Raw genomic sequence first — 18,127 nt, forward strand, 5'->3', positions numbered from 1 at the left:
GTCCAGGTCCTAGGTTGCGCGGGCGATGAGGAGCGGGATGAGTGCGACGCCGGCCGTTGCCAACACCATCATCGAATACGAGCCGAGGCCGGCGGCGATGGTGGGCCCCAGTGCAGGTGAGAGGGCCGTCAGGATGGTGATGGGCGCTGCAAATACGCCGTTGATCGAGCCGTAATTGCGGGTGCCCCACCGGTCTGCCACCGCGGATGCCTGAACGAGGGTATGTGCGCCACGTACTGCACCGGTGGCGATCGCCACGACAATCAGCAACCACAGCGGACCGGGAACGAGCGCGAGTGCGGCCAGGAGGAGCGCCGAGCTGGCGGCGATGACTGCGATCGGAACCCACGGGCTGTGACCGTGTGGCGTGACGAAGAACAGGAGTCGGCCGATGACTTGCCCGGCCCCGACGAGTCCGAGCGTGATGGCGGCCGCCCCATAGCTGATTCCTTTTTCGGTGAGGAGGGGGATCAGGGAGAGCGTGACGGTGTAGAGGCTGGCGGTGAGCAGCCCCATCGCGACTACCAGAAACCAGAATCGGCGGGTGCGGATCACAGTGGAGACGGTGCGCTCCGCGGCCTTCTCATTGATGGGCTGCAGCGGCCAGGAGCGTTCGACGGTGAACCAGTGCAACGGCAGTGTGACGACCAGCAGCACCCCCGCGAGGATCAGCAACGTCGTCTGCCAGTTCCAGACTGCCAGCAGAGCCGCGGTGATCGGGGCGAACACGGTCGAGGCCAGTCCGCCGGCGAGGGTCAGGACGGTGAGTGCGCGTTGCCGTGTATCGCTGTAACGCCGAGTGATGACGGCGAACGCAGCTTGATATAGCACCGCCGACTGGGCAACTCCGACGACCAGCCACGCGGTAAAGAACCACAGCAGACCCGGTGCGAACGCTGCAGCGACGAGGCCGCCGGTTCCCACGACGGCGCCAAGCGACATGACCAGTCGCGGATTCGACCCATCGATCAGTCGACCGACGACGATTCCGGATACGGCAGAGATGACGAGCCCCGCCGAAATAGCGCCGGTCACCGCCGGCAGGCTCCACCCGGTGTCGTGCGCGATGACAGGTGCGGCCACGATGGGGGCGTAGTAGAGGATGCCCCAGCTGACGACTTGTCCGATCGAGAGCGCCGCGAGGCTCCAACCCGATCGCACGATGCTGGCAGCATCGGTCTGAGGGCCGGAACTTGTCATCAGGCGTCCTGGGAGACGGTGAGCCGACCTTCCGCGCTGGCGACCCGGATGGCAGGGAAGAACGCCTTGACCGCGACGAGCCCGACGACCCCGCCGAGGAGCTGGGCCGCGATGTAGCCGAGCGATGAGCTCGGTGCGATGCCGGCGAAGGTGTCTGTGAACATGCGTCCCACCGTGATCGCTGGATTTGCAAAGCTAGCCGAGCTGGTGAAGAAGTAGGCGGCACCGATGTAGGCGCCGACCGCGGGCGCGGCCAGCTGCGCGCGTCCCGTCCGGGCCAGAGCGAAGATCACCAGCACCAGGCCCGCTGTGGCGACAATCTCGGCCAGGAAGTGGGCCGGGGTGAGGCGGTCGGTGGTGCTCCATTGGACGGCGGCCTTCGCGAACATCAGGTTGGCGAGGATCGCCCCAGCGATGCAGCCGACGACTTGTGCGGGGACGTACCGGGCGACGTCATCCCAGCGCCGGTAGCCCAGAGCGGCATCCACTGCGGAGACGATCGGGTTGAAGTGTGCGCCGCTGACGGTAGCGAAAACGAGGATCAGGACGGTGAGGCCAAACGCTGTGGCGATCGCGTTCTCCAGCAGCTGCAGACCGGTGTCCGTGGGGGAGAGCTGCTGGGCAGCGATACCGGAGCCGACGACCAGTGCGGTGAGCATGGCGCTGCCGACGAACTCGCCGGCGACGCGACGGAGGGCGCTCACGCGGTGGTCAGCAGCTGCGACACGCGGTCGAGCGCTCCGGGAACCAGCTTGTAGTACGCCCACGTGCCCCGCTTGGACCGGGTGAGGTAGCCGGCGTCCATCAGGATCTTCAGATGGTGCGACACGGTGGGCTGGCTGAGGCCGATCGGGTCGGTGAGGTCGCAGACGCAGGCTTCCTCGCCCTCGGACGCCGCGACGATCGAGATGAGCCGCAGCCGGGTCGGGTCGGACAGTGCCTTGAAGGCGACGGCCATCGACTCGGCGTCTTGCAGGCTCAGCGTCTCCTTGGTCAGGGGAGTGCAGCAGGAGCCTGCCACGCTGATGGGCAGCAGTTCGACGTTCGTCATGAACGTCACTCTAACTGAATATTGACAAACTTCGATAGATGCATCAAGCTCTGCGTATCGACAAACTTCGATGTACCGGAGGAAGCATGACTCTCATCGACCTGACCGCCCCCGTGGTGCGCAGCAGCCGTCTCGACAACCTGCCGGTGGCGATCATCGGCGCCGGACCGATCGGCCTGGCCGCCGCTGCGAATCTTGTGGAGCGCGGGATCGACTTCGTCATCTACGAAGCCGGCGAGAACGTCGCTGGCAGCGTCGACCAATGGGCGCACATCCGGTTCTTCTCCCCGTGGCGTCACGCCATCGACCCGGCCTCGCGCCGACTGCTCGAGGCAACCGGATGGACGGCTCCTGATCCGAAGGTGCTGCCGACCGGCGCTGACCTGATCGAGAGCTACCTGCGCCCGCTGTCCCAGTTGCCGGCGATTGCCTCGCGTATTCGTACTGGGGTGACGGTCTCGGCGGTGAGCCGGGAGGGCATGGACCGCACACGCACGGCCAACCGTGCCGATACCCCGTTCCTGCTTCGCCTGAGGGATGCGTCAGGTGTGGTCGAGGAAGTCACCGCTCGCGCGGTGATCGATGCCTCGGGCACCTATCTGAGCCCTAACAGCCTGGCCTCCACGGGTCTCGAACCGCTCGGCTTGTGCGAGGTCGCTGACCGGGTGACGCACGCGCTGCCGGACGTGCTGGGGCGTGAGCGCGCCCGGTTCGCCGGCAAGCACACCACCGTCGTGGGAGCCGGGCACTCCGCCGCGAACACGCTTTTGAACCTCGCCGCACTGGCCCGCGAGGAACCCGGGACGCGGATCACGTGGCTGATCCGTAACGCCAGCGCCGTGCGCGTTACGACGTCCGAGGACGATGAGCTGGCCGCCCGCGCCGCGATCGGCTCTCGAGTCGAGCGGCTGCTCGCCGCTGGCATTGTCGAGCAACTCGACCGATTCGAGATCGTCCGCCTCGCGCCTGCCGGCGACGGCGTGCGTCTGATCGGCCACCGCGCCGGTGAGCTGGTCGAGCACGAGACCGACGTCGTGGTGAATGCGACCGGTTTCCGCCCGAACCTGGACATGCTGCGCGAGGTCCGGCTGGAAGTGGACGAGATCGTGGAGGCGCCCAAGCGTCTGGCGCCGCTGATCGACCCGAACCTGCACAGCTGCGGAACGGTCGCCCCGCACGGGTTCGCCGAGCTGCAGCAGCCGGAGCCGAACTTCTTCCTTGCGGGCATGAAGTCCTACGGCCGTGCCCCGACCTTCCTGCTCGCCACCGGCTATGAGCAGGTGCGCTCGATCACCGCCTGGATCGCGGGCGATGTCGCCGCTGCAACCAACGTCGAGCTGGTGCTACCGGCTACTGGCGTCTGCTCGAGCGGTCCGGCGGCTGCCGGCGGATCGTGCTGCTCTTAGCCGAACCGGACACGGCGCCGCATAGACTCGCGTCTATGGGTGCTGTGCCATCGGGCGGCGAGACGCTGCGGAGCCTGAAGCGAATCAGCGATCCCACGCGCGCCCGCATCTTGTCCCTCATCCTGGACAGCGCCGACGGCCGTGCATCGGTCACCCGGTTGGCAGACGCTCTGGGGCTGCGCCAGCCAACCGTGTCGCATCACTTGAAAGTGCTGCACGAGGACGGTCTGGTGCGGCGGTCGCCGGAGGGTCGACAGGTCTGGTACTCGATCGAGCCCGACAAAATCGACCGCGTCTCCGAACTCATCGGAGAGCCCGCGCCCGCGCAGGCTGACGACGTGCTGGACCGGATCAGCAGCGACCTCAGCGCCCGCTTCGCCGGCGTCTTCGCGCCCGAGACAGTTGACCGCTACGTCCGGGAGAGCCACCAGCTGCTCGCGAACGATGCGCACATCACCAGGCAGCTGACCTCGCTGACGTCCCGGTTCGCGGCCGACCGGCTTGACGCGCTCGCGCGCGAGCAAGGCGTCTCCACGCGGACGCCGGAAGTCTTGTTCGTCTGTGTGCAGAACGCCGGTCGGTCGCAAATCGCGGCTGCGATCCTTAAGCATCTGGCGGGCGATCGTGTGCGGGTGCGCACTGCCGGCTCAGAGCCGGCGGATGCGGTGCGGCCCACGGTTGTCACGGCGCTGGACGAGATCGGTGTCTCTCTGGCGGGGGAGTATCCGAAGCCGCTGACCGATGAGGTGGTGCGTGCTGCGGATGTGGTGATCACGATGGGCTGCGGTGATGCCTGCCCCATCTACCCGGGCCGTCGCTACCTCGACTGGGAACTCGATGACCCGGCCGGCCTCCCGCTCGCCCGCGTGCGCGAGATCCGCGACGACATCGAAGCCCGTGTTCGGGACCTCCTCGACACGCTCTGATGTGAACGCAGGCTGAACTTTCCCGCCTACCCGTTCCCTTAACCATAGATGCGCGTCTATGCTTTTCGTAGACCCACGAAAGCGAGGAACACCATGTCCGAGAAACCCACCGTCCTGTTCGTCTGCGTCCACAACGCCGGCCGTTCCCAGATGGCCGCCGGCTTCATGAAGGAGCTGTCCGGGGGAGCGGTCGACGTGCTCTCCGCCGGCTCCGAGCCGAAGGACCAGATCAACCCCATCGCCATCCAAGTCATGGCCGAAGAGGGCATCGACATCGCCAACGAAGTCCCGAAGATCCTCACCACCGACGCCGTGAAGGAATCGGATGTGGTGATCACGATGGGCTGCGGCGACACCTGCCCGATCTTCCCCGGCAAGCGCTACGAGGACTGGGAGCTCACCGACCCGGCCGGCCGTCCCGTCGACGAAGTTCGCCCGATCCGCGACGAGATCAAGCAGCGAGTGCAGAACCTGCTCGCTGAGATCCTTCCCGCCAAGGTCTGAACCATGACCCTCGACGTGGACGATCGCCGCGGCCTCCCCGGGCTCAGCTACCCGGAGGAGTACCTGCGGCGTCTGGCAGATGAGCTAACCGAGAAGTTCACCGGCATCTTCAACCGCGAGACGGTGGAGCGCTACGTGCTCGAGTCCTACACGGCACTCCTGCGTACCGCCAGCGTGAAAGCGCACCTGGCCACCCGCACCATCCACTTCGCCACCGAACGCCTCACCGCGCTCGCCCAGGCCAAGGGAGCGCTCAACGTCGGCGTGCCGGAGGTGCTGTTCGTGTGCGAGCAGAACGCCGGCCGCTCCCAGATGGCCGCCGTGCTCACCGAACACCTCTCCGGCGGCCGCGTCCACGTCCGATCCGCCGGCTCCGCCCCCGCGGACCAACTGAACCCCGCCGTGGTCGAGGCCATGAGCGAGATCGGGTTGGACCTCAGCCGCGAGTTCCCCAAGCCCCTCACCGACGACGTGGTGCAAGCCGCCGACGTCGTGGTGACGATGGGCTGCGGCGACGCCTGCCCGATCTACCCGGGCAAGCGCTACCAGGACTGGGAACTCACCGACCCCGCCGACCTGCCCATCGACCAGGTACGGCAGATCCGCGACACCATCACCGAGCACGTCCGCGCGCTCCTGACCAGCCTGGAAGCAGCCCCCGCATGAGCATCGAGAACGTCGTCGTCATCGGCTCCGGCCCCGCCGGATACACCGCCGCCAACTACCTCGCCCGCGCGGGTCTCGCACCGATCGTGCTGACCAGCTCCGTCGAGATCGGCGGCGCCCTGGTCAACACCACCGAGGTCGAGAACTTCCCCGGCTTCGTCGACGGCATCCAGGGCCCTGACCTGATGGACAAGCTGCGCCAGCAGGCCGAGAAGTTCGGGGCCCGCCTCGTCTACGACGACGCCACCGCCCTCGACCTCACCGGTGACGTCAAGACCATCACCACCGGCAGTGGCACCGTCTACCAGGCACACGCGGTCGTCCTCGCAATGGGCTCCGCCTACCGCAAACTCGGCGTCGACGGCGAAGAGCGACTTTCCGGCTACGGAGTGTCTTGGTGCGCTGTGTGCGACGGGGCGTTCTTCCGCAACCAGAACATCGCCGTCGCTGGCGGCGGAGACTCCGCCGTTGAAGAGGCGATGTTCCTGACCCGGTTCGCGGACTCGGTCACCCTCATCCACCGCCGCGACCAGCTTCGGGCCTCCAAGATCATGCAGGACCGCGCACTCGCGAACCCGAAGATCACGATGCGGTGGAACACTCAGATCGTCGAAGCCCACGGAGAGGACAAGCTCAGCCGGCTCAGCCTCCGCGACACCATCACCGGCGAGGACGGCGTCCTCGACGCGACCGGGCTGTTCATCGCTATCGGCCATGACCCGCGCAGCGCTCTCGTAGCGGGACAGGTTGATCTCGACCCGGACGGCTACGTGAAGGTCCAGCACCCCACCACCGAGACCAACCTGCCCGGCGTGTTCGCCTGCGGCGACCTCGTGGACCGCCGCTACCGGCAAGCCATCACTGCCGCCGGCACCGGCTGCTCCGCCGCCCTGGACGCCGAGCACTATCTGGCGGCACAAGGCCTAGGAACGCACACCGGGGCGGGTACTTCCGTCGCGGTGTCTGCCTAGGTGGCGGCGGTCGTCAGCCGCTTTCGTCTGAGAACCGCGCGAACCATCAGGGGCACGCCGACCACACTGGGAAGCACCCAGAACGTCCAGACTGGTAGCAGCTGCCAGACCGGCAAATGCGGACCGTTGTCTACGTAGAAGGCGGTCAGCATGGCGATGTACGAGACACCCATCGCCAGAATGTGCGGGACATCGCCTGGCCGGTGAAGGCGGCGGAAGATGAACCCATAGAGCCCTCCCACCACGCTGATGCCGCCAGCAAGGACGAGCGGCAGATCGGCCGGCCAGCGGAACCCGGCGAGAACGCAGGCAGTAGCAAAGACCACCAGAAGTGCCCCGAGATACCAGCGCCCAACACGGGGATGCCGTCCTGGACCCTTATGGGCGAGCATCGCAACAATCCCAGTAACGATCGCGACCAGCGCCGCCGCCACATGCACACTCAGGAAGGTCAAGAAGACCGCAGTCGTCGAGGCAACATCTAAACCTAAGAACGGTTCAAACTCGACCATGCTGCCCTCGCCTCAGCTCTAATCGCAACGATACGCGGCCAGGCAGCCAGCCGGCCCTGCAGGTCACTGTTGCGGACAGCGCAGGTCTTTCAAGGTTTGGACCTGCGCAACATAGGCAAGCTCCTCCACACATGCATTAGGTCAGTGCCCACTGTATAGTCATCGGATGCTGACTATTGCTTCCCGACTCGACGTAATGAACCGGCTAGGCCGTGCAATGGCAGATCCGACACGATCGCGGATCCTGATGACGTTGCTGGATGGCCCAAACTACCCCGCCCTCCTCGCCCGGCAACTGGAACTGACCCGCTCGAACGTGTCGAATCACCTCACCTGCCTCCGCGACTGCGGCATCATTGTGGCCGAGCCCGAAGGCCGTCAAACCCGATACGAACTCGCAGACCCGCACCTGGCGAAAGCATTGACCGCTTTGGTGGATGTAACGCTGGCGGTGGACGAAAACGCCCTATGCATGGACGAGACCTGCACCGTCCCCGGCTGCTGTGGGGGAGCGGTTCGATGACCGCGGCCGGCACCCTCAGTCAGGAACGGCGGGAACGTCTGCATCGTCGGGTGCGGTTCATCGTCGCCTTCACGATCAGCTACAACGTCATCGAGGCCATCGTCGCCGTGTGGGCTGGCACCGTGGCCGGGTCGGCCGCCTTGATCGGGTTCGGGCTGGACTCGGTGATCGAGGTCCTTTCGGCCCTCGCGATCACCTGGCAGTTCACAAGGAAAGACCCCGAGCGGTGGGAGAAGGCGACCGTGCGGGCGATCGGGATCGCGTTCTTCGCTCTCGCTGCGTACGTCCTGATCGATTCAGTACTGAGCTTGACGGGCGTTCAGGAGGTTGATCACAGCCCCGTTGGCATCGCGCTGACCGCGCTGAGCCTGATCATTATGCCGGTGCTTGCCTGGTTCGAGGTTCGCACCGGACGAGAGCTCGACTCCAAGAGCGTGCAGGCCGACGCGAAGCAGCTCATCCTGTGCATTTACCTTTCTGGGACTGTGTTCATCGGTCTGGTCCTCAACAGCCTGTTCAGCTGGTGGTGGGCCGATTCGGTGGCGGCACTGGTTGTGGCGGTTCTGGCGATCCGGGAAGGGATCGAAGCATGGCGGGGCGATATCGAATCGCCCTTCGACGTCCTCTCAGACATGGGTGAAGAGTAGACACGTCGCGTTGCCCGGCAGGGGCAGAAAGAGAAGATGTGTATGCAGATCGAGGTTCTCCACATCGATGAATGTCCGAACTGGGAAGCGGCGGGCGACCGGGTCAAGGAGGCGCTCGCCCAACTCGGGAAGACCGCGACAGTCGAGTTCCGACTGCTCAGCACGCCCGAAGAGGCTGCCCGAGTTCCGTTTGCTGGATCGCCGACCATCACTGCTGACGGCGAAGATCTCTTCCCCAGCGACGGAGGCACCCCGGATCTCGCCTGCCGGATCTACTTCACCCCGGACGGCGTTGCCGGCCTACCCACCGTCGAACAGCTGAGCCAGGCGATCGGCCACCATGAGCGCTGAGGAGACGGTGGTCTGTTCCTGCTGTGGCCGCGAGCGATTACGACGCAACGTGCACATGCTCGACGGTGGCGCCGCATACATCTGTCGACGCTGCGGACTCTGGGTCGCACTGCGATGGCGTCGAGATAAGACGTAGCCAGACCCAGCCCCGCTGGTCAGGGCATCAAGAGGACGTATGGAAGCAGGGGTACGGGAGCGCGAAAACCGCGCAGCCAACGTGCAGGAGACGCGCAATCTGACATAACGTACATTATCGGAAGGTGAATGTAGGTATGTCTAGCAAAGTATAGGCCTTTCCTATACTTCAACATACTTCGCTAGGCTTGGAGTCATGGATCCAGTTCGAAATCCCTACCAACCCGGCGCAGGACGTAAGCCTGCAGCGCTTGTCGGTCGCGACGATACTTTGCAGGACTGGCACAACGACCTACAGCGCGCTGAAGGCGGCCGTTCCATCCAGCCCACAGTTCTGTATGGACTTCGGGGCGTTGGAAAGACCGTGCTGCTCTCAGAACTCCGACGCAACGCGAGCCGACGCGAATGGATCGTCGCGCAGGTTGAGGGAGGCGGAGACAAAGGCGTGCGTGAACTCATCGGCGAAGCGCTCTACGCGCCGCTGGCGGACCTTGCCCGTCCGAGCGCCGGTCGACGACTCCTAAAAGCGCTCAAGACGGCAATCAGCTTCAAGGCTTCGTATGACACGAACGGAGTTTGGACGTTCGGGTTGGATCTCACGGAGGTCAGCGGTGGTGGTGCCAACACGGGCGTTCTCGAGACGGACCTACGCAAGCTAATTTCTGACCTTGCCGGCGCAGCTCAGGAAGAGAATGTTGGTCTGGCGATCCTGATTGACGAGGCTCAGGACCTCGACCAGCAGGAACTCACCACACTCTGCGTGATAGCGCACGCGGCCGCTCAGGACGATTGGCCTGTTGCTTTCGCATTCGCAGGGCTTCCTAGCCTTCCGCGGATTCTGGCCGAGGCGCGCTCATACGCCGAACGATTTCGGTACGTAAACGTGCGCGAGCTCACTGAGGGTTCAGCCGCGGAGGCTTTGACGATTCCGGCGGCTTCCGAGCACGCCCGATGGGATGACGATGCTATCGATGTTGTGATTGAAGCGTCTGGCCGATATCCGTATTTCCTTCAGCAGTTCGGCCAGGACTCATGGAATGCGGCATCCGGACCTGTTATCTCCGCTCAGGACGCGCTCCTGGGCGTCGCCCGAGGCAATTTGCAGCTCGATACCGGGTTCTTCCGCGTGCGCTGGGATCGTGCTACTCGCGGCGAGCAAGACTATCTCCGGGCGATGGCTGAGGACGGAGACGAAGGCAGCCAGTCGGGAGAAGTCGCAGCGCGACTGGGCCGTTCTGGAGCCAGTCTCGGCCCTGTCCGCGCGAACCTGATCAACAAGGGCCTTGTATACGCTCCCGAGCACGGCGTGGTCGCGTTCACAGTGCCGGGTATGGCTGCATTCGTCCTGCGCCAACAGAAAGCCTAGGGCGCGTAGAGGGTGCGGAATTGGCCGAGCAGGTCATCCTAGCGCCCGTCGAAAAGGCCGGAGTCCGTGGCGTATACCACAGCGTCCACGCCCACATGTCTGGCTCGAACCCAACCCGCCACACCAGCCCGGGGGTGGCCCGTGATTTCAAGATCCGGCACGCTCATCCGACGTATGCGAATGACTTCGCAGCAGCGATAAACATCGCCAGCAACAGCCAGCGGCTCACGTTCGCGAAGCGGTCGCGCCGGCGCCTGATCACCCAGCGAGGGGTTCATTCCCTTAAACCAGGACTGCACGGTGGTCGCGTCGTACCGCTCACGCAACAGCGCAGCCGCATGGTAGGGGTGCCGCAGCCGATCACGATCGGCTTCCCAGGGCTCACCCAAGGCATCGGCCCAGGCGGTCACCGAGCGGGCGGGCGGACTTCACCCCACCGATATACGCCACGAGGCGCACACCGAGGATGTCGCGCAACCGCGTCGCGAGATCAGCAAATGGAAGATGTAACAACTCACATTCCGGGGCACGCTCCCTGCCGCAGGACCCTCCTCGACGGCCGAGCTCACCAACGGCGTGTTGTTGGACCACTGCCGCCAGCCGGGGGTTAGCGTCGGGAGCCAGCGATCGAGCACGTTCGACGCCCAAAATCAGATTCCAACTGTTCGGAAGCGAAATGCGACCTCCTCTCGGCTCAACGCCTACCCGCAGGCCCTCTTGGTCACGGGTGGGGGTGATCCTTGTGGTCGTGGCGGTTCTCACCGCCTGGAATGGGGTCGCAGTCCCTCAAGCGTTCGCTGACAACTATCCATCGTGGGGCGACGTACAGGCCGCTCGGTCCGGTGAGGCTGCCAAGCAGGCCCAGGTCACTGCGATCTCCGCGCTGATTGCAGGGCTCAAAACACAAGCGAAAGCGGCCGAGGATGCCGCCGCCGCCCGGGAAAAGGACAACGAGGCGGCCCAGTTCGCCCTGACCGCCGGCCAGAACAAGTCGGACTTGCTAGCCGCCGAGGCTGCGCGACTGAAAGAGAAGTCCGAGACCTCACACCGGCAGTCGGCAGCGGTGATGGCAAAGTTGGCCCGCACGGGAAACCAGAACCTCACCGGGACCCTGCTGCTCAGCAAGTCGACCGACGCAGCCGGACTGCTATATCGACTGAGCAGCCTGGGAAAACTCACTTCAACGATCAACGGCCTGTACTCGCAAGCGGCTCAGGACAGCAACAATGCCAAAGCAGCCAGCGACCAGGCTGCCGCGGCAAAGGATGCCCTTGCTGCCCTTGCTACCGCGGCGAAGGCAGCGCTTGCAAAGGCCGTGCAGGCGCAAAGAGAGATGATCGCCGCCCTGTCGGCACAGACTGCCCACGAGAATGAACTCCAGGCCCAGCTGGCGTCGCTCACGAGCGCGACAGCGGTGACGGAACAGCAGTATCAAGCCGGAGTTGCGGCGCGCGCGGCTGCCGCAGCCGCAGCAGCAGCCGCCGCCGCCGCAGCCGCTCGTGCCGCGGGTCCCAGCGCGCCAGTAGCCACCGATGCGCGCGCGCTCGCCCAAGAGCTAATGGGATACGTCTCTGCCGGACAGCTATCCGGTTCCTACCCCGACCACATTATGGAGATCCAGTGGATCGCGGACGGCCGCTCGGTGCCAAACTGCGGGATCGACACCCAGATTCTCCAAGTAATGGTGATTGCTCTGCACACCTTTTCAAGCGTCGGCGTCAGCGACATCAACCGTCGCTGTACAGGCCAAATCGAAGGCGCCGGAATCAATTCACAGCACTACGCCGGAGGTGGCGGCCATGCGGTGGACTTCTACAGCCTGGGTGGCCGCTCCGCGACCGGCGCCGACGGCAACTCCTTGGCCCTGATCCGGGTCCTCGACCCGAGGATGCCATACGGTTCGGGCCTAGGTCAGAGCACCTGCCGACGAAACGCAGGAAACGAGCCCTCCCTGCACAACTTCCAAGACTTCGACGACACCTGCAACCACCTCCACATCAACGATCCGATGTAGCTCCGCGCAACCCGCTGCCAGGACGACCAGCACCAGCTCGGACGCCGGAATGTGACAATTCGGTAACGAACACATACCATTACGGGGTATTCCGATCTGCTCCCCCGGCGAAAGGCACTGTGTGACACGCTCGAGCACACTTGCTGGTTCATCATCGACCCCCCACCTCGCGCCGGCACACAATGGCGGTCCACCGCATCGGCGAGAGCGCGGAGCCGACCGGGGAAGTCCAGGGCAGGCGTTCTCGTCCCGCCGCGAGAGGCATACTTTCGAGCGCTCATCCGGGCCTGGAGCCCGTGTCGCTTCCATTTCGCAGACAGCTCTCACGGGTGGGGATAGGTCTGACGGGCTCCAGAGGCCCGCGCCAACGAACGACACATTCGGGGGAGACCCGCCTGACCGAGAGAAGGCGCTGGCTGCCCTTGATGCCCTTTCCGCCCAACACTTCCGGGAACTGAGAAGGCCACCACTCCTACAGACCAAAGCGGCCGATCATAGATCGGAAGCCGACCGGTCCAGCGCTAGCAGAACCCGGAGGGGATGGTCGGCGAAGGCCATCGTGATCCTGGCCGCGAGTGGCCTTGTTGGTACCACTGCGCTGCCGGCGTATGCCTCGATGGCGGATGGCTCGTCCGGACCGTCCCGCGCCAGCGTTGCAGTACAGACCCTCACTGGTAGCGGGGAAGCGGTGTCAACGGCGAGCCGAGAGGGCTTCTCGATTACCGAGAACAGCGCGAAACTCGATTCAACGGTCGAGTCGACAGTGTCGCCAACGGTGCAGCGGTTGGCGCAATCTCTTATGGTTGCTGTCGGCCAGGGCCGCTTGACCGGCTACGCCCCGGACCACATTCCGGAGATCCGAAACCTTGCGGAGGGTCGCGCCGTTCCCGGTTGCGGCGTCGACTACCGGGTACTGCAAACGATCGAGGTGGCGTTGGCGAACTTCGCCACGGTTGGCGTCAGTGACATCAACAGGCAGTGCACCGGCCAAATCGAGGGTGCCGGTAGTGCGTCATCACACTATGCCAACGGGGGAGGCCACGCGGTTGACTTCTATCTCCTGAACGGTCACCCACTTACCGGTGGCGACCCGGAATCGTTGAAGCTCATCCGCGCGCTCGACCCCGTAATGCCACCAACCACGAACCTCGGTCAGGTGGGATGCCGCAGCGCCATTAGCGTGACCAACTTCCTCCCGTTCGACGATACGTGCGATCACCTGCACATTGACTTCCGCCAAGCGCAAGGAACCACTCTCACGATTTAGACCCGACCGTACGAGGCGAGGCGAGGCCTATTTGCCTGCCTCGCCCTCAACCCCATTCGCTAAGATGCGGTGCTAATACCCGCCACCTCTAGGACACTGCCGACATGACGACCACGTACGATCACGACCCGAGCCGGGCGGCTCGTGCGCGTGCGCGCCGGGTTGTCGTGACAATGTTGTCGTTGCTGGCATTGGCGCTCGGTATGTTCGTGATGACATCGATGAGCACGGCCCACGCACACGATTCCGTGGCAGCTTCTTCGGCAGGCACGCATTCGGGCGGCCACCAGTTTGAAGTCCACCCTGTGGCGGGGCCGCTTGCGGGCGTGGGGTCTGAGCAGGCCGCCTTGTCGAGCACACCGGCACAGCAGTGCGACAGCGTTTGCGAACTCGGCTGCGCACTTGCCGGCGCTGCCTGTGTCCTTGTGGTGATTGCGGTGGCGGTCTCGCTATTGGCGATCCATCGAGGGCTGGCGTTGCTCGACGTAGCCCAACGGGGCGCGCCTGTTGTGCTGTTCTCAGCCGCCCGTACCTTGGTTCAGGCCCCCTCCCTGCTCGCGCTTTCGATCAGCCGTACCTAAACCGGCTCCCAACAGCGCAACAGCGCCTCGGCGCTAATCGCGCAGCGCCTCGCGCAGCGAACAGCGACCATTCGCAGACATCTGCGCCCTCTTGGTTTCTGGCCGCCTGTGATGACCGCCCATCGACCGATGCCTACCGCATCCGTCACCGAACCGATCCCTTATCTGGTCTCATAAGCGCAGCTTTTCACCTGTATTCCAGACCGTCCTAAACACCGAGCCGACCCGTCTCTCGTCCTCGCGTGTTGACCCGTCGGAGCCCCATTCACGATGCACACACATACTTCCTCTCTGACTTCGAGCGCTAATGTTTCGTCGGCAGCCCAGTACGGATCCCGTCGCGCCCGACACAATGCCGAGCGACGACCGCCCACCGCAACTTCAGCGACCTCTCGCCGGCAAGTGACACCTCGCAAGAGGTGGGCGCCATTGGCGGCCCTATCGCTAGCGGGGACCCTGTTCGGAACGTACGCGCTTCCGGCCTACGCGATCGTGCCCGGCGAGACACAGCAAGTGGCGACCGCCCGGCCCGGTGACCTGCAGACGATGACCACGGTGTCCGCGCAGTCGGCTGTTGTCACGCGCGATGTCGTGTCGGTTAGCGCGCCCCCACCAAAGCCGGTGCCTGTCACGAAACTGAAAGCCGCCGGGTTCACGTCGACCGCCAACACCTTCACGAACAATCCGGCGTCGCCAATTCAATGGCCGTTCGATGTCGGCGTACCGATCAGTGACGGGTTCGGATATCGAGTCTCTCCGTGCTCAGGCTGCTCCTCCTACCACGAGGGAATTGACATGAACCCCGGGGCCGCAACGCCGATCCAGGCGATCGCAGACGGGGTCGTCAGGGAGGTCGGGAACCCAGCGGGCAGCCTCGGCGTCTACGCGATCATTGACCATCAAATCGATGGGCAGACCGTCAGCAGCCTCTACGCGCACATGGCCTACGGCTCCCTGAACCTCAGCGTCGGAGAAACGGTCAAAGTCCGCCAACTAGTCGGCCTCGTCGGAAGCACCGGCGCAAGCACCGGCGCCCACCTCCACCTCGGCATCTCCGTCAACGGAACCCCTGTCGATCCATACGCGTGGCTCACGCAGAGAGTGAAGTAACCATGCGAACACACCGGATAACACGCTCATGGACCGTCGCTGCCACCGCCGCCCTCGCCGCCGTGGCGCTCAGTGGGTGCACCGCAGCCGGCGCGGCCACCGCAACGATGAACGACCTCGGCCACGTACACGGGCTGGACTCCACCGGAGGCCGCATCTTCGCCGCCACCCACCAGGGTGTGTGGGCGCTCGATGCTGCGCAACTCAATGATGGCTTCGCATCGGAAAAGACCGCCCGGGTCGGAGACGGAACCCAGGACACAATGGGATTCACTGTTGCCCGTTCCGGGGTCATGTTCGCCTCGGGGCATCCGGACCCTGCCAATAACGCGCACCAGGACCCAGCCAATCTCGGACTGATCGAAAGCACCGACGCCGCTCGAACTTGGTCGACCGTTTCGCTCGCCGGTCAAACCGACTTCCACGACATCACCACCGCCACCACCGGTGATGCCCAGGTGCGTGTCTACGGATACGATGCGGCCCGCCAAATTGTCCGGATTAGCGATGACAGCGGCCGGAACTGGCACGACGGTGCCACCGTCGCCCTCCGCAAGCTTTCGGTCAACCAGAATGCGCCGGACACCGTCCTTGCCACCACGCAGACAGGCGTGCAGATCAGTCGCGACGCCGGTGCAACGTTCGCGCCCCTACCTGGCACCCCTGCGCTCTTTCTGCTTTCGCCGATCGACTCCACGGCGGGAAGCTTCGTCGGCGTCGACACGGACAAGAAGATCTGGACCTCCGTCGACGACGCTGCGACGTGGACCCCGAAGGGGACCTTCCAGTCACTTCCCGGGTCACTGGCAACGGTGAAGGGCTCCTCCAAGCTGTGGATTCTCGGCACCGATAGCCGCGGGATCGTGGCAACACCGGATGACGGCATCACTTGGACGGTACTCGTCGGAGGCACCCCTTGACTAGAACGCGGGATCACTTGTGAACGGCTCAGCTCGGCGAGGACGGCTGTGGCGGCGTCCGCTGCTGGGGCTGCTGGTGGCGTCGGTCGTCACCAGTGCGCTCATCACCGCCGGCCCGGCGCAGGCGGTCAGCTATCCTTCCTGGCCAGACGTTGAAGCGGCACGCTCGAGTGAAGCGTCGAAGAAGGCAGAAATCGACCGGATCAACGGACTGCTGAGCACTCTCGATACGAGCGTGCGCAGGTCGCGGGAGGCCGCCGTCCAACGCGGAGTGGAGTACGAGAAAGCGCAATCGAAACTCGATTTCGCAACCTACCGGGCGAACACATTGCGCGGTCAGGCGGGGGAAGCCCGAGGCCGAGCCGATGTGTCACGTGCGCGGGTCGGCAGGCTGGTTGCCCAACTGGCACGGTTCGGCAACGCAGACCCCACCACCCAGCTGCTTGTAAACGGGGAACGGGCAGACGCGTTGCTCTTCCAGCTCGGCACAATGAGCAAACTCAGCCAGAACTCCAACAAGGCTTTCGCCGCCGCCAGCACCGACGCGAACACGGCCAAGGCACTGACCGACCAGGCGACCGTCGCCCAAGCAGCGCTTGCCGACCTCAACCGGGAAGCCGAGAAGGCGCTCCAGAACGCAGTCGCGGATGCGACCGCCGCCCAAACCCAGTTGGTTGAACAGCAACAGGTGCAAGGAACCCTCCAAGCCCAACTCTCGGTGCTGGTTGAAAACCGGAAAGCGACCGAAGCCGACTTCAGCAAGGGCGAAGCAATACGGCGGCAGCAGCAGGCCGCCGCCGCCGCCGCCGCCGCAGCAGCGGCAGCGGCAGCGGCAGCAGCAGCAGGCGGGGCAGGATCATCTGCCGACGGTGGACAACTCAGCGGACAAGGGTGGACAAAACCTGTCACCGGCTGGATCAGCGACCGGTTCGGACCGCGCCCGAACAGACCGACGGCTAGCTCAGGTGCATTCCACTATGGCACCGACCTCGCAGCCGGCTGCGGCACCCCGATCTACGCCGCCACCGCGGGCCGTGTCGTCTACGCAGGCTGGCTGGGAACGTACGGAAACTGGGTTCTCCTCGACCACGGATCCGATGTGATGACCGGATACGCCCACATTCGAGAGGGCGGCGTCCTGGTCAACGTCGGCCAGACCGTGCAGGCCGGACAGAACATCGCCCAGGTCGGAACCACCGGCGCATCCTCTGGCTGCCACCTGCACTTCGAGGTGCGTGTCGGTGGCAACCGCGTCGACCCGCAACCCTTCATGGGCGCGAGAGGAGTCACCCTTGGCTAGGATCAGCGCTCGAGCCAGAAGGATCCGGACTGCGATCCTCGCTGCGGCAGCCGCCGTCACGCTCGCCGTGACCATTTCCGGATGCAGCAGCAACGATGCTCTCGCGCAGCAATTCAAAGACGGCTCCGGCAAGAACTTTGTGGCCGGCGACGGCACCATCACCGAAATCCAACCCAAGAACCGGACCGCAGCGGTCCGGTTCGCCGGAAAGCTGGAAGACGGAAACGTGGTCTCCTCCGCCGCCTACGCCGGCAAAGTGCTGGTCCTCAACTTCTGGTACGCCGGCTGTGCCCCTTGCCGGGCGGAGGCGCCTGATCTGGAAAAGAATAACAGCAAGTTCAGCGGTCGCGGAGTCGAGTTCCTGGGTGTGAATGTGCGCGATCAGGCCGACACGGCGCTCGCTTTCGCACGCACCTACGGCATCACCTATCCGTCCGTCCTGGACGCTTCGGACGGTGCCATGCAGCTCGCGTTCAGCGGGGTGGTGGCCCCGAACGCGGTACCCACCACGTTGGTCGTCGACAGGCAAGGGCGGGTCGCAGCCCGTGTACTCGGGCAGCTTCCCGACGCGTCCGTACTCACCGCACTGATCAGCAGGGTCCTCAGCGAGCAAGGACCTTAACAGCGAACCCCGCCGTCATCGACGGCCGGATGAGCCCACAATTCCCTCTTGAGTG

The 18,127-nt window shown here is 64.8% G+C and carries 20 protein-coding genes; 16 read left to right on the plus strand and 4 right to left on the minus strand.

From position 1 onward, the window contains the following. Positions 1-9: 9 nt before the first annotated feature. The 3 genes from ACF1AJ_RS19915 to ACF1AJ_RS19925 are packed head-to-tail and all read right to left on the minus strand — an operon-like array spanning position 10 to position 2,251. Positions 10-1,200 carry an MFS transporter gene (locus ACF1AJ_RS19915; RefSeq protein WP_121264564.1) on the minus strand — a complete coding sequence of 397 codons (1,191 nt, stop codon included), beginning with the start codon at positions 1,198-1,200 and terminating at the stop codon, positions 10-12. Next, positions 1,200-1,904, minus strand: a complete 705-nt coding sequence (locus ACF1AJ_RS19920; RefSeq protein ID WP_121264561.1) for an MIP/aquaporin family protein — start codon at positions 1,902-1,904, stop codon at positions 1,200-1,202. The genes ACF1AJ_RS19915 and ACF1AJ_RS19920 overlap by 1 nt, the downstream gene beginning before the upstream one ends. Continuing rightward, positions 1,901-2,251 (minus strand): metalloregulator ArsR/SmtB family transcription factor, encoded by a 351-nt coding sequence (locus tag ACF1AJ_RS19925; RefSeq protein ID WP_121264618.1) that lies wholly within the window; start codon positions 2,249-2,251, stop codon positions 1,901-1,903. The genes ACF1AJ_RS19920 and ACF1AJ_RS19925 overlap by 4 nt, the downstream gene beginning before the upstream one ends. 86 nt (positions 2,252-2,337) lie before the next feature. On the opposite strand from ACF1AJ_RS19925, the gene ACF1AJ_RS19930 reads away from it, so the two are divergent. The 5 genes from ACF1AJ_RS19930 (at position 2,338) to trxB (ending at position 6,724) form a co-directional block, all read left to right on the plus strand. Beyond that, positions 2,338-3,657, plus strand: coding sequence for an NAD(P)-binding domain-containing protein (locus ACF1AJ_RS19930; RefSeq protein ID WP_121264557.1), 1,320 nt, complete (start codon positions 2,338-2,340; stop codon positions 3,655-3,657). Between the two features lie 35 nt (positions 3,658-3,692). Then, positions 3,693-4,583, plus strand: a complete 891-nt coding sequence (locus ACF1AJ_RS19935; RefSeq protein ID WP_121264554.1) for a metalloregulator ArsR/SmtB family transcription factor — start codon at positions 3,693-3,695, stop codon at positions 4,581-4,583. 93 nt (positions 4,584-4,676) lie between these two features. Further along, positions 4,677-5,087, plus strand: a complete 411-nt coding sequence (locus ACF1AJ_RS19940) for an arsenate reductase ArsC (RefSeq protein ID WP_121264551.1) — start codon at positions 4,677-4,679, stop codon at positions 5,085-5,087. Between the two features lie 3 nt (positions 5,088-5,090). Then, positions 5,091-5,753 carry an arsenate reductase ArsC gene (locus ACF1AJ_RS19945; RefSeq protein WP_121264548.1) on the plus strand — a complete coding sequence of 221 codons (663 nt, stop codon included), beginning with the start codon at positions 5,091-5,093 and terminating at the stop codon, positions 5,751-5,753. Further along, positions 5,750-6,724 (plus strand): thioredoxin-disulfide reductase, encoded by a 975-nt coding sequence (trxB, locus tag ACF1AJ_RS19950; protein WP_121264545.1) that lies wholly within the window; start codon positions 5,750-5,752, stop codon positions 6,722-6,724. The genes ACF1AJ_RS19945 and trxB overlap by 4 nt, the downstream gene beginning before the upstream one ends. On the opposite strand, the gene ACF1AJ_RS19955 is transcribed toward trxB, so the two are convergent. Beyond that, positions 6,721-7,236 carry a hypothetical protein gene (locus ACF1AJ_RS19955; protein WP_220700281.1) on the minus strand — a complete coding sequence of 172 codons (516 nt, stop codon included), beginning with the start codon at positions 7,234-7,236 and terminating at the stop codon, positions 6,721-6,723. The genes trxB and ACF1AJ_RS19955 overlap by 4 nt on opposite strands. A gap of 166 nt (positions 7,237-7,402) precedes the next feature. Between ACF1AJ_RS19955 and ACF1AJ_RS19960 the strand changes: the two genes are divergently transcribed. The 11 genes from ACF1AJ_RS19960 (at position 7,403) to ACF1AJ_RS20010 (ending at position 18,072) form a co-directional block, all read left to right on the plus strand. Further along, positions 7,403-7,759 carry a metalloregulator ArsR/SmtB family transcription factor gene (locus tag ACF1AJ_RS19960; protein WP_121264543.1) on the plus strand — a complete coding sequence of 119 codons (357 nt, stop codon included), beginning with the start codon at positions 7,403-7,405 and terminating at the stop codon, positions 7,757-7,759. After that, complete coding sequence (locus tag ACF1AJ_RS19965; protein ID WP_121264541.1) at positions 7,756-8,406, plus strand: cation transporter; 651 nt, start codon at positions 7,756-7,758, stop codon at positions 8,404-8,406. The genes ACF1AJ_RS19960 and ACF1AJ_RS19965 overlap by 4 nt, the downstream gene beginning before the upstream one ends. 42 nt (positions 8,407-8,448) lie before the next feature. Continuing rightward, complete coding sequence (locus ACF1AJ_RS19970; protein ID WP_121264539.1) at positions 8,449-8,757, plus strand: thioredoxin family protein; 309 nt, start codon at positions 8,449-8,451, stop codon at positions 8,755-8,757. 331 nt (positions 8,758-9,088) lie between these two features. Continuing rightward, a complete protein-coding gene (locus tag ACF1AJ_RS19975; RefSeq protein WP_085370070.1) occupies positions 9,089-10,258 on the plus strand; it encodes an ATP-binding protein in 1,170 nt (389 codons plus the stop codon). 748 nt (positions 10,259-11,006) lie between these two features. Continuing rightward, on the plus strand, positions 11,007-12,272 hold the full coding sequence (locus ACF1AJ_RS19980; protein ID WP_179150818.1) for a hypothetical protein: 1,266 nt from the start codon (positions 11,007-11,009) through the stop codon (positions 12,270-12,272). A 559-nt stretch (positions 12,273-12,831) separates the two neighbouring features. Further along, the gene (locus tag ACF1AJ_RS19985) at positions 12,832-13,539 is read left to right on the plus strand and encodes a hypothetical protein (RefSeq protein WP_147440238.1); all 708 of its coding nucleotides are present in this window, start codon (positions 12,832-12,834) and stop codon (positions 13,537-13,539) included. A gap of 104 nt (positions 13,540-13,643) precedes the next feature. Then, complete coding sequence (locus ACF1AJ_RS19990; RefSeq protein ID WP_085370073.1) at positions 13,644-14,120, plus strand: hypothetical protein; 477 nt, start codon at positions 13,644-13,646, stop codon at positions 14,118-14,120. Positions 14,121-14,633: 513 nt separating this feature from the next. Beyond that, on the plus strand, positions 14,634-15,230 hold the full coding sequence (locus ACF1AJ_RS19995; RefSeq protein WP_256922025.1) for a M23 family metallopeptidase: 597 nt from the start codon (positions 14,634-14,636) through the stop codon (positions 15,228-15,230). Between the two features lie 2 nt (positions 15,231-15,232). Beyond that, positions 15,233-16,150 carry a F510_1955 family glycosylhydrolase gene (locus ACF1AJ_RS20000; RefSeq protein WP_085370075.1) on the plus strand — a complete coding sequence of 306 codons (918 nt, stop codon included), beginning with the start codon at positions 15,233-15,235 and terminating at the stop codon, positions 16,148-16,150. A gap of 19 nt (positions 16,151-16,169) precedes the next feature. After that, positions 16,170-17,450, plus strand: a complete 1,281-nt coding sequence (locus ACF1AJ_RS20005) for a peptidoglycan DD-metalloendopeptidase family protein (RefSeq protein ID WP_147440237.1) — start codon at positions 16,170-16,172, stop codon at positions 17,448-17,450. After that, positions 17,443-18,072, plus strand: coding sequence for a TlpA disulfide reductase family protein (locus tag ACF1AJ_RS20010; RefSeq protein ID WP_306293898.1), 630 nt, complete (start codon positions 17,443-17,445; stop codon positions 18,070-18,072). The genes ACF1AJ_RS20005 and ACF1AJ_RS20010 overlap by 8 nt, the downstream gene beginning before the upstream one ends. The last annotated feature ends 55 nt before the right edge of the window (positions 18,073-18,127 follow it).

This window comes from Leifsonia sp. NPDC014704 (assembly GCF_043083605.1).
Taxonomy (GTDB): domain Bacteria; phylum Actinomycetota; class Actinomycetes; order Actinomycetales; family Microbacteriaceae; genus Leifsonia.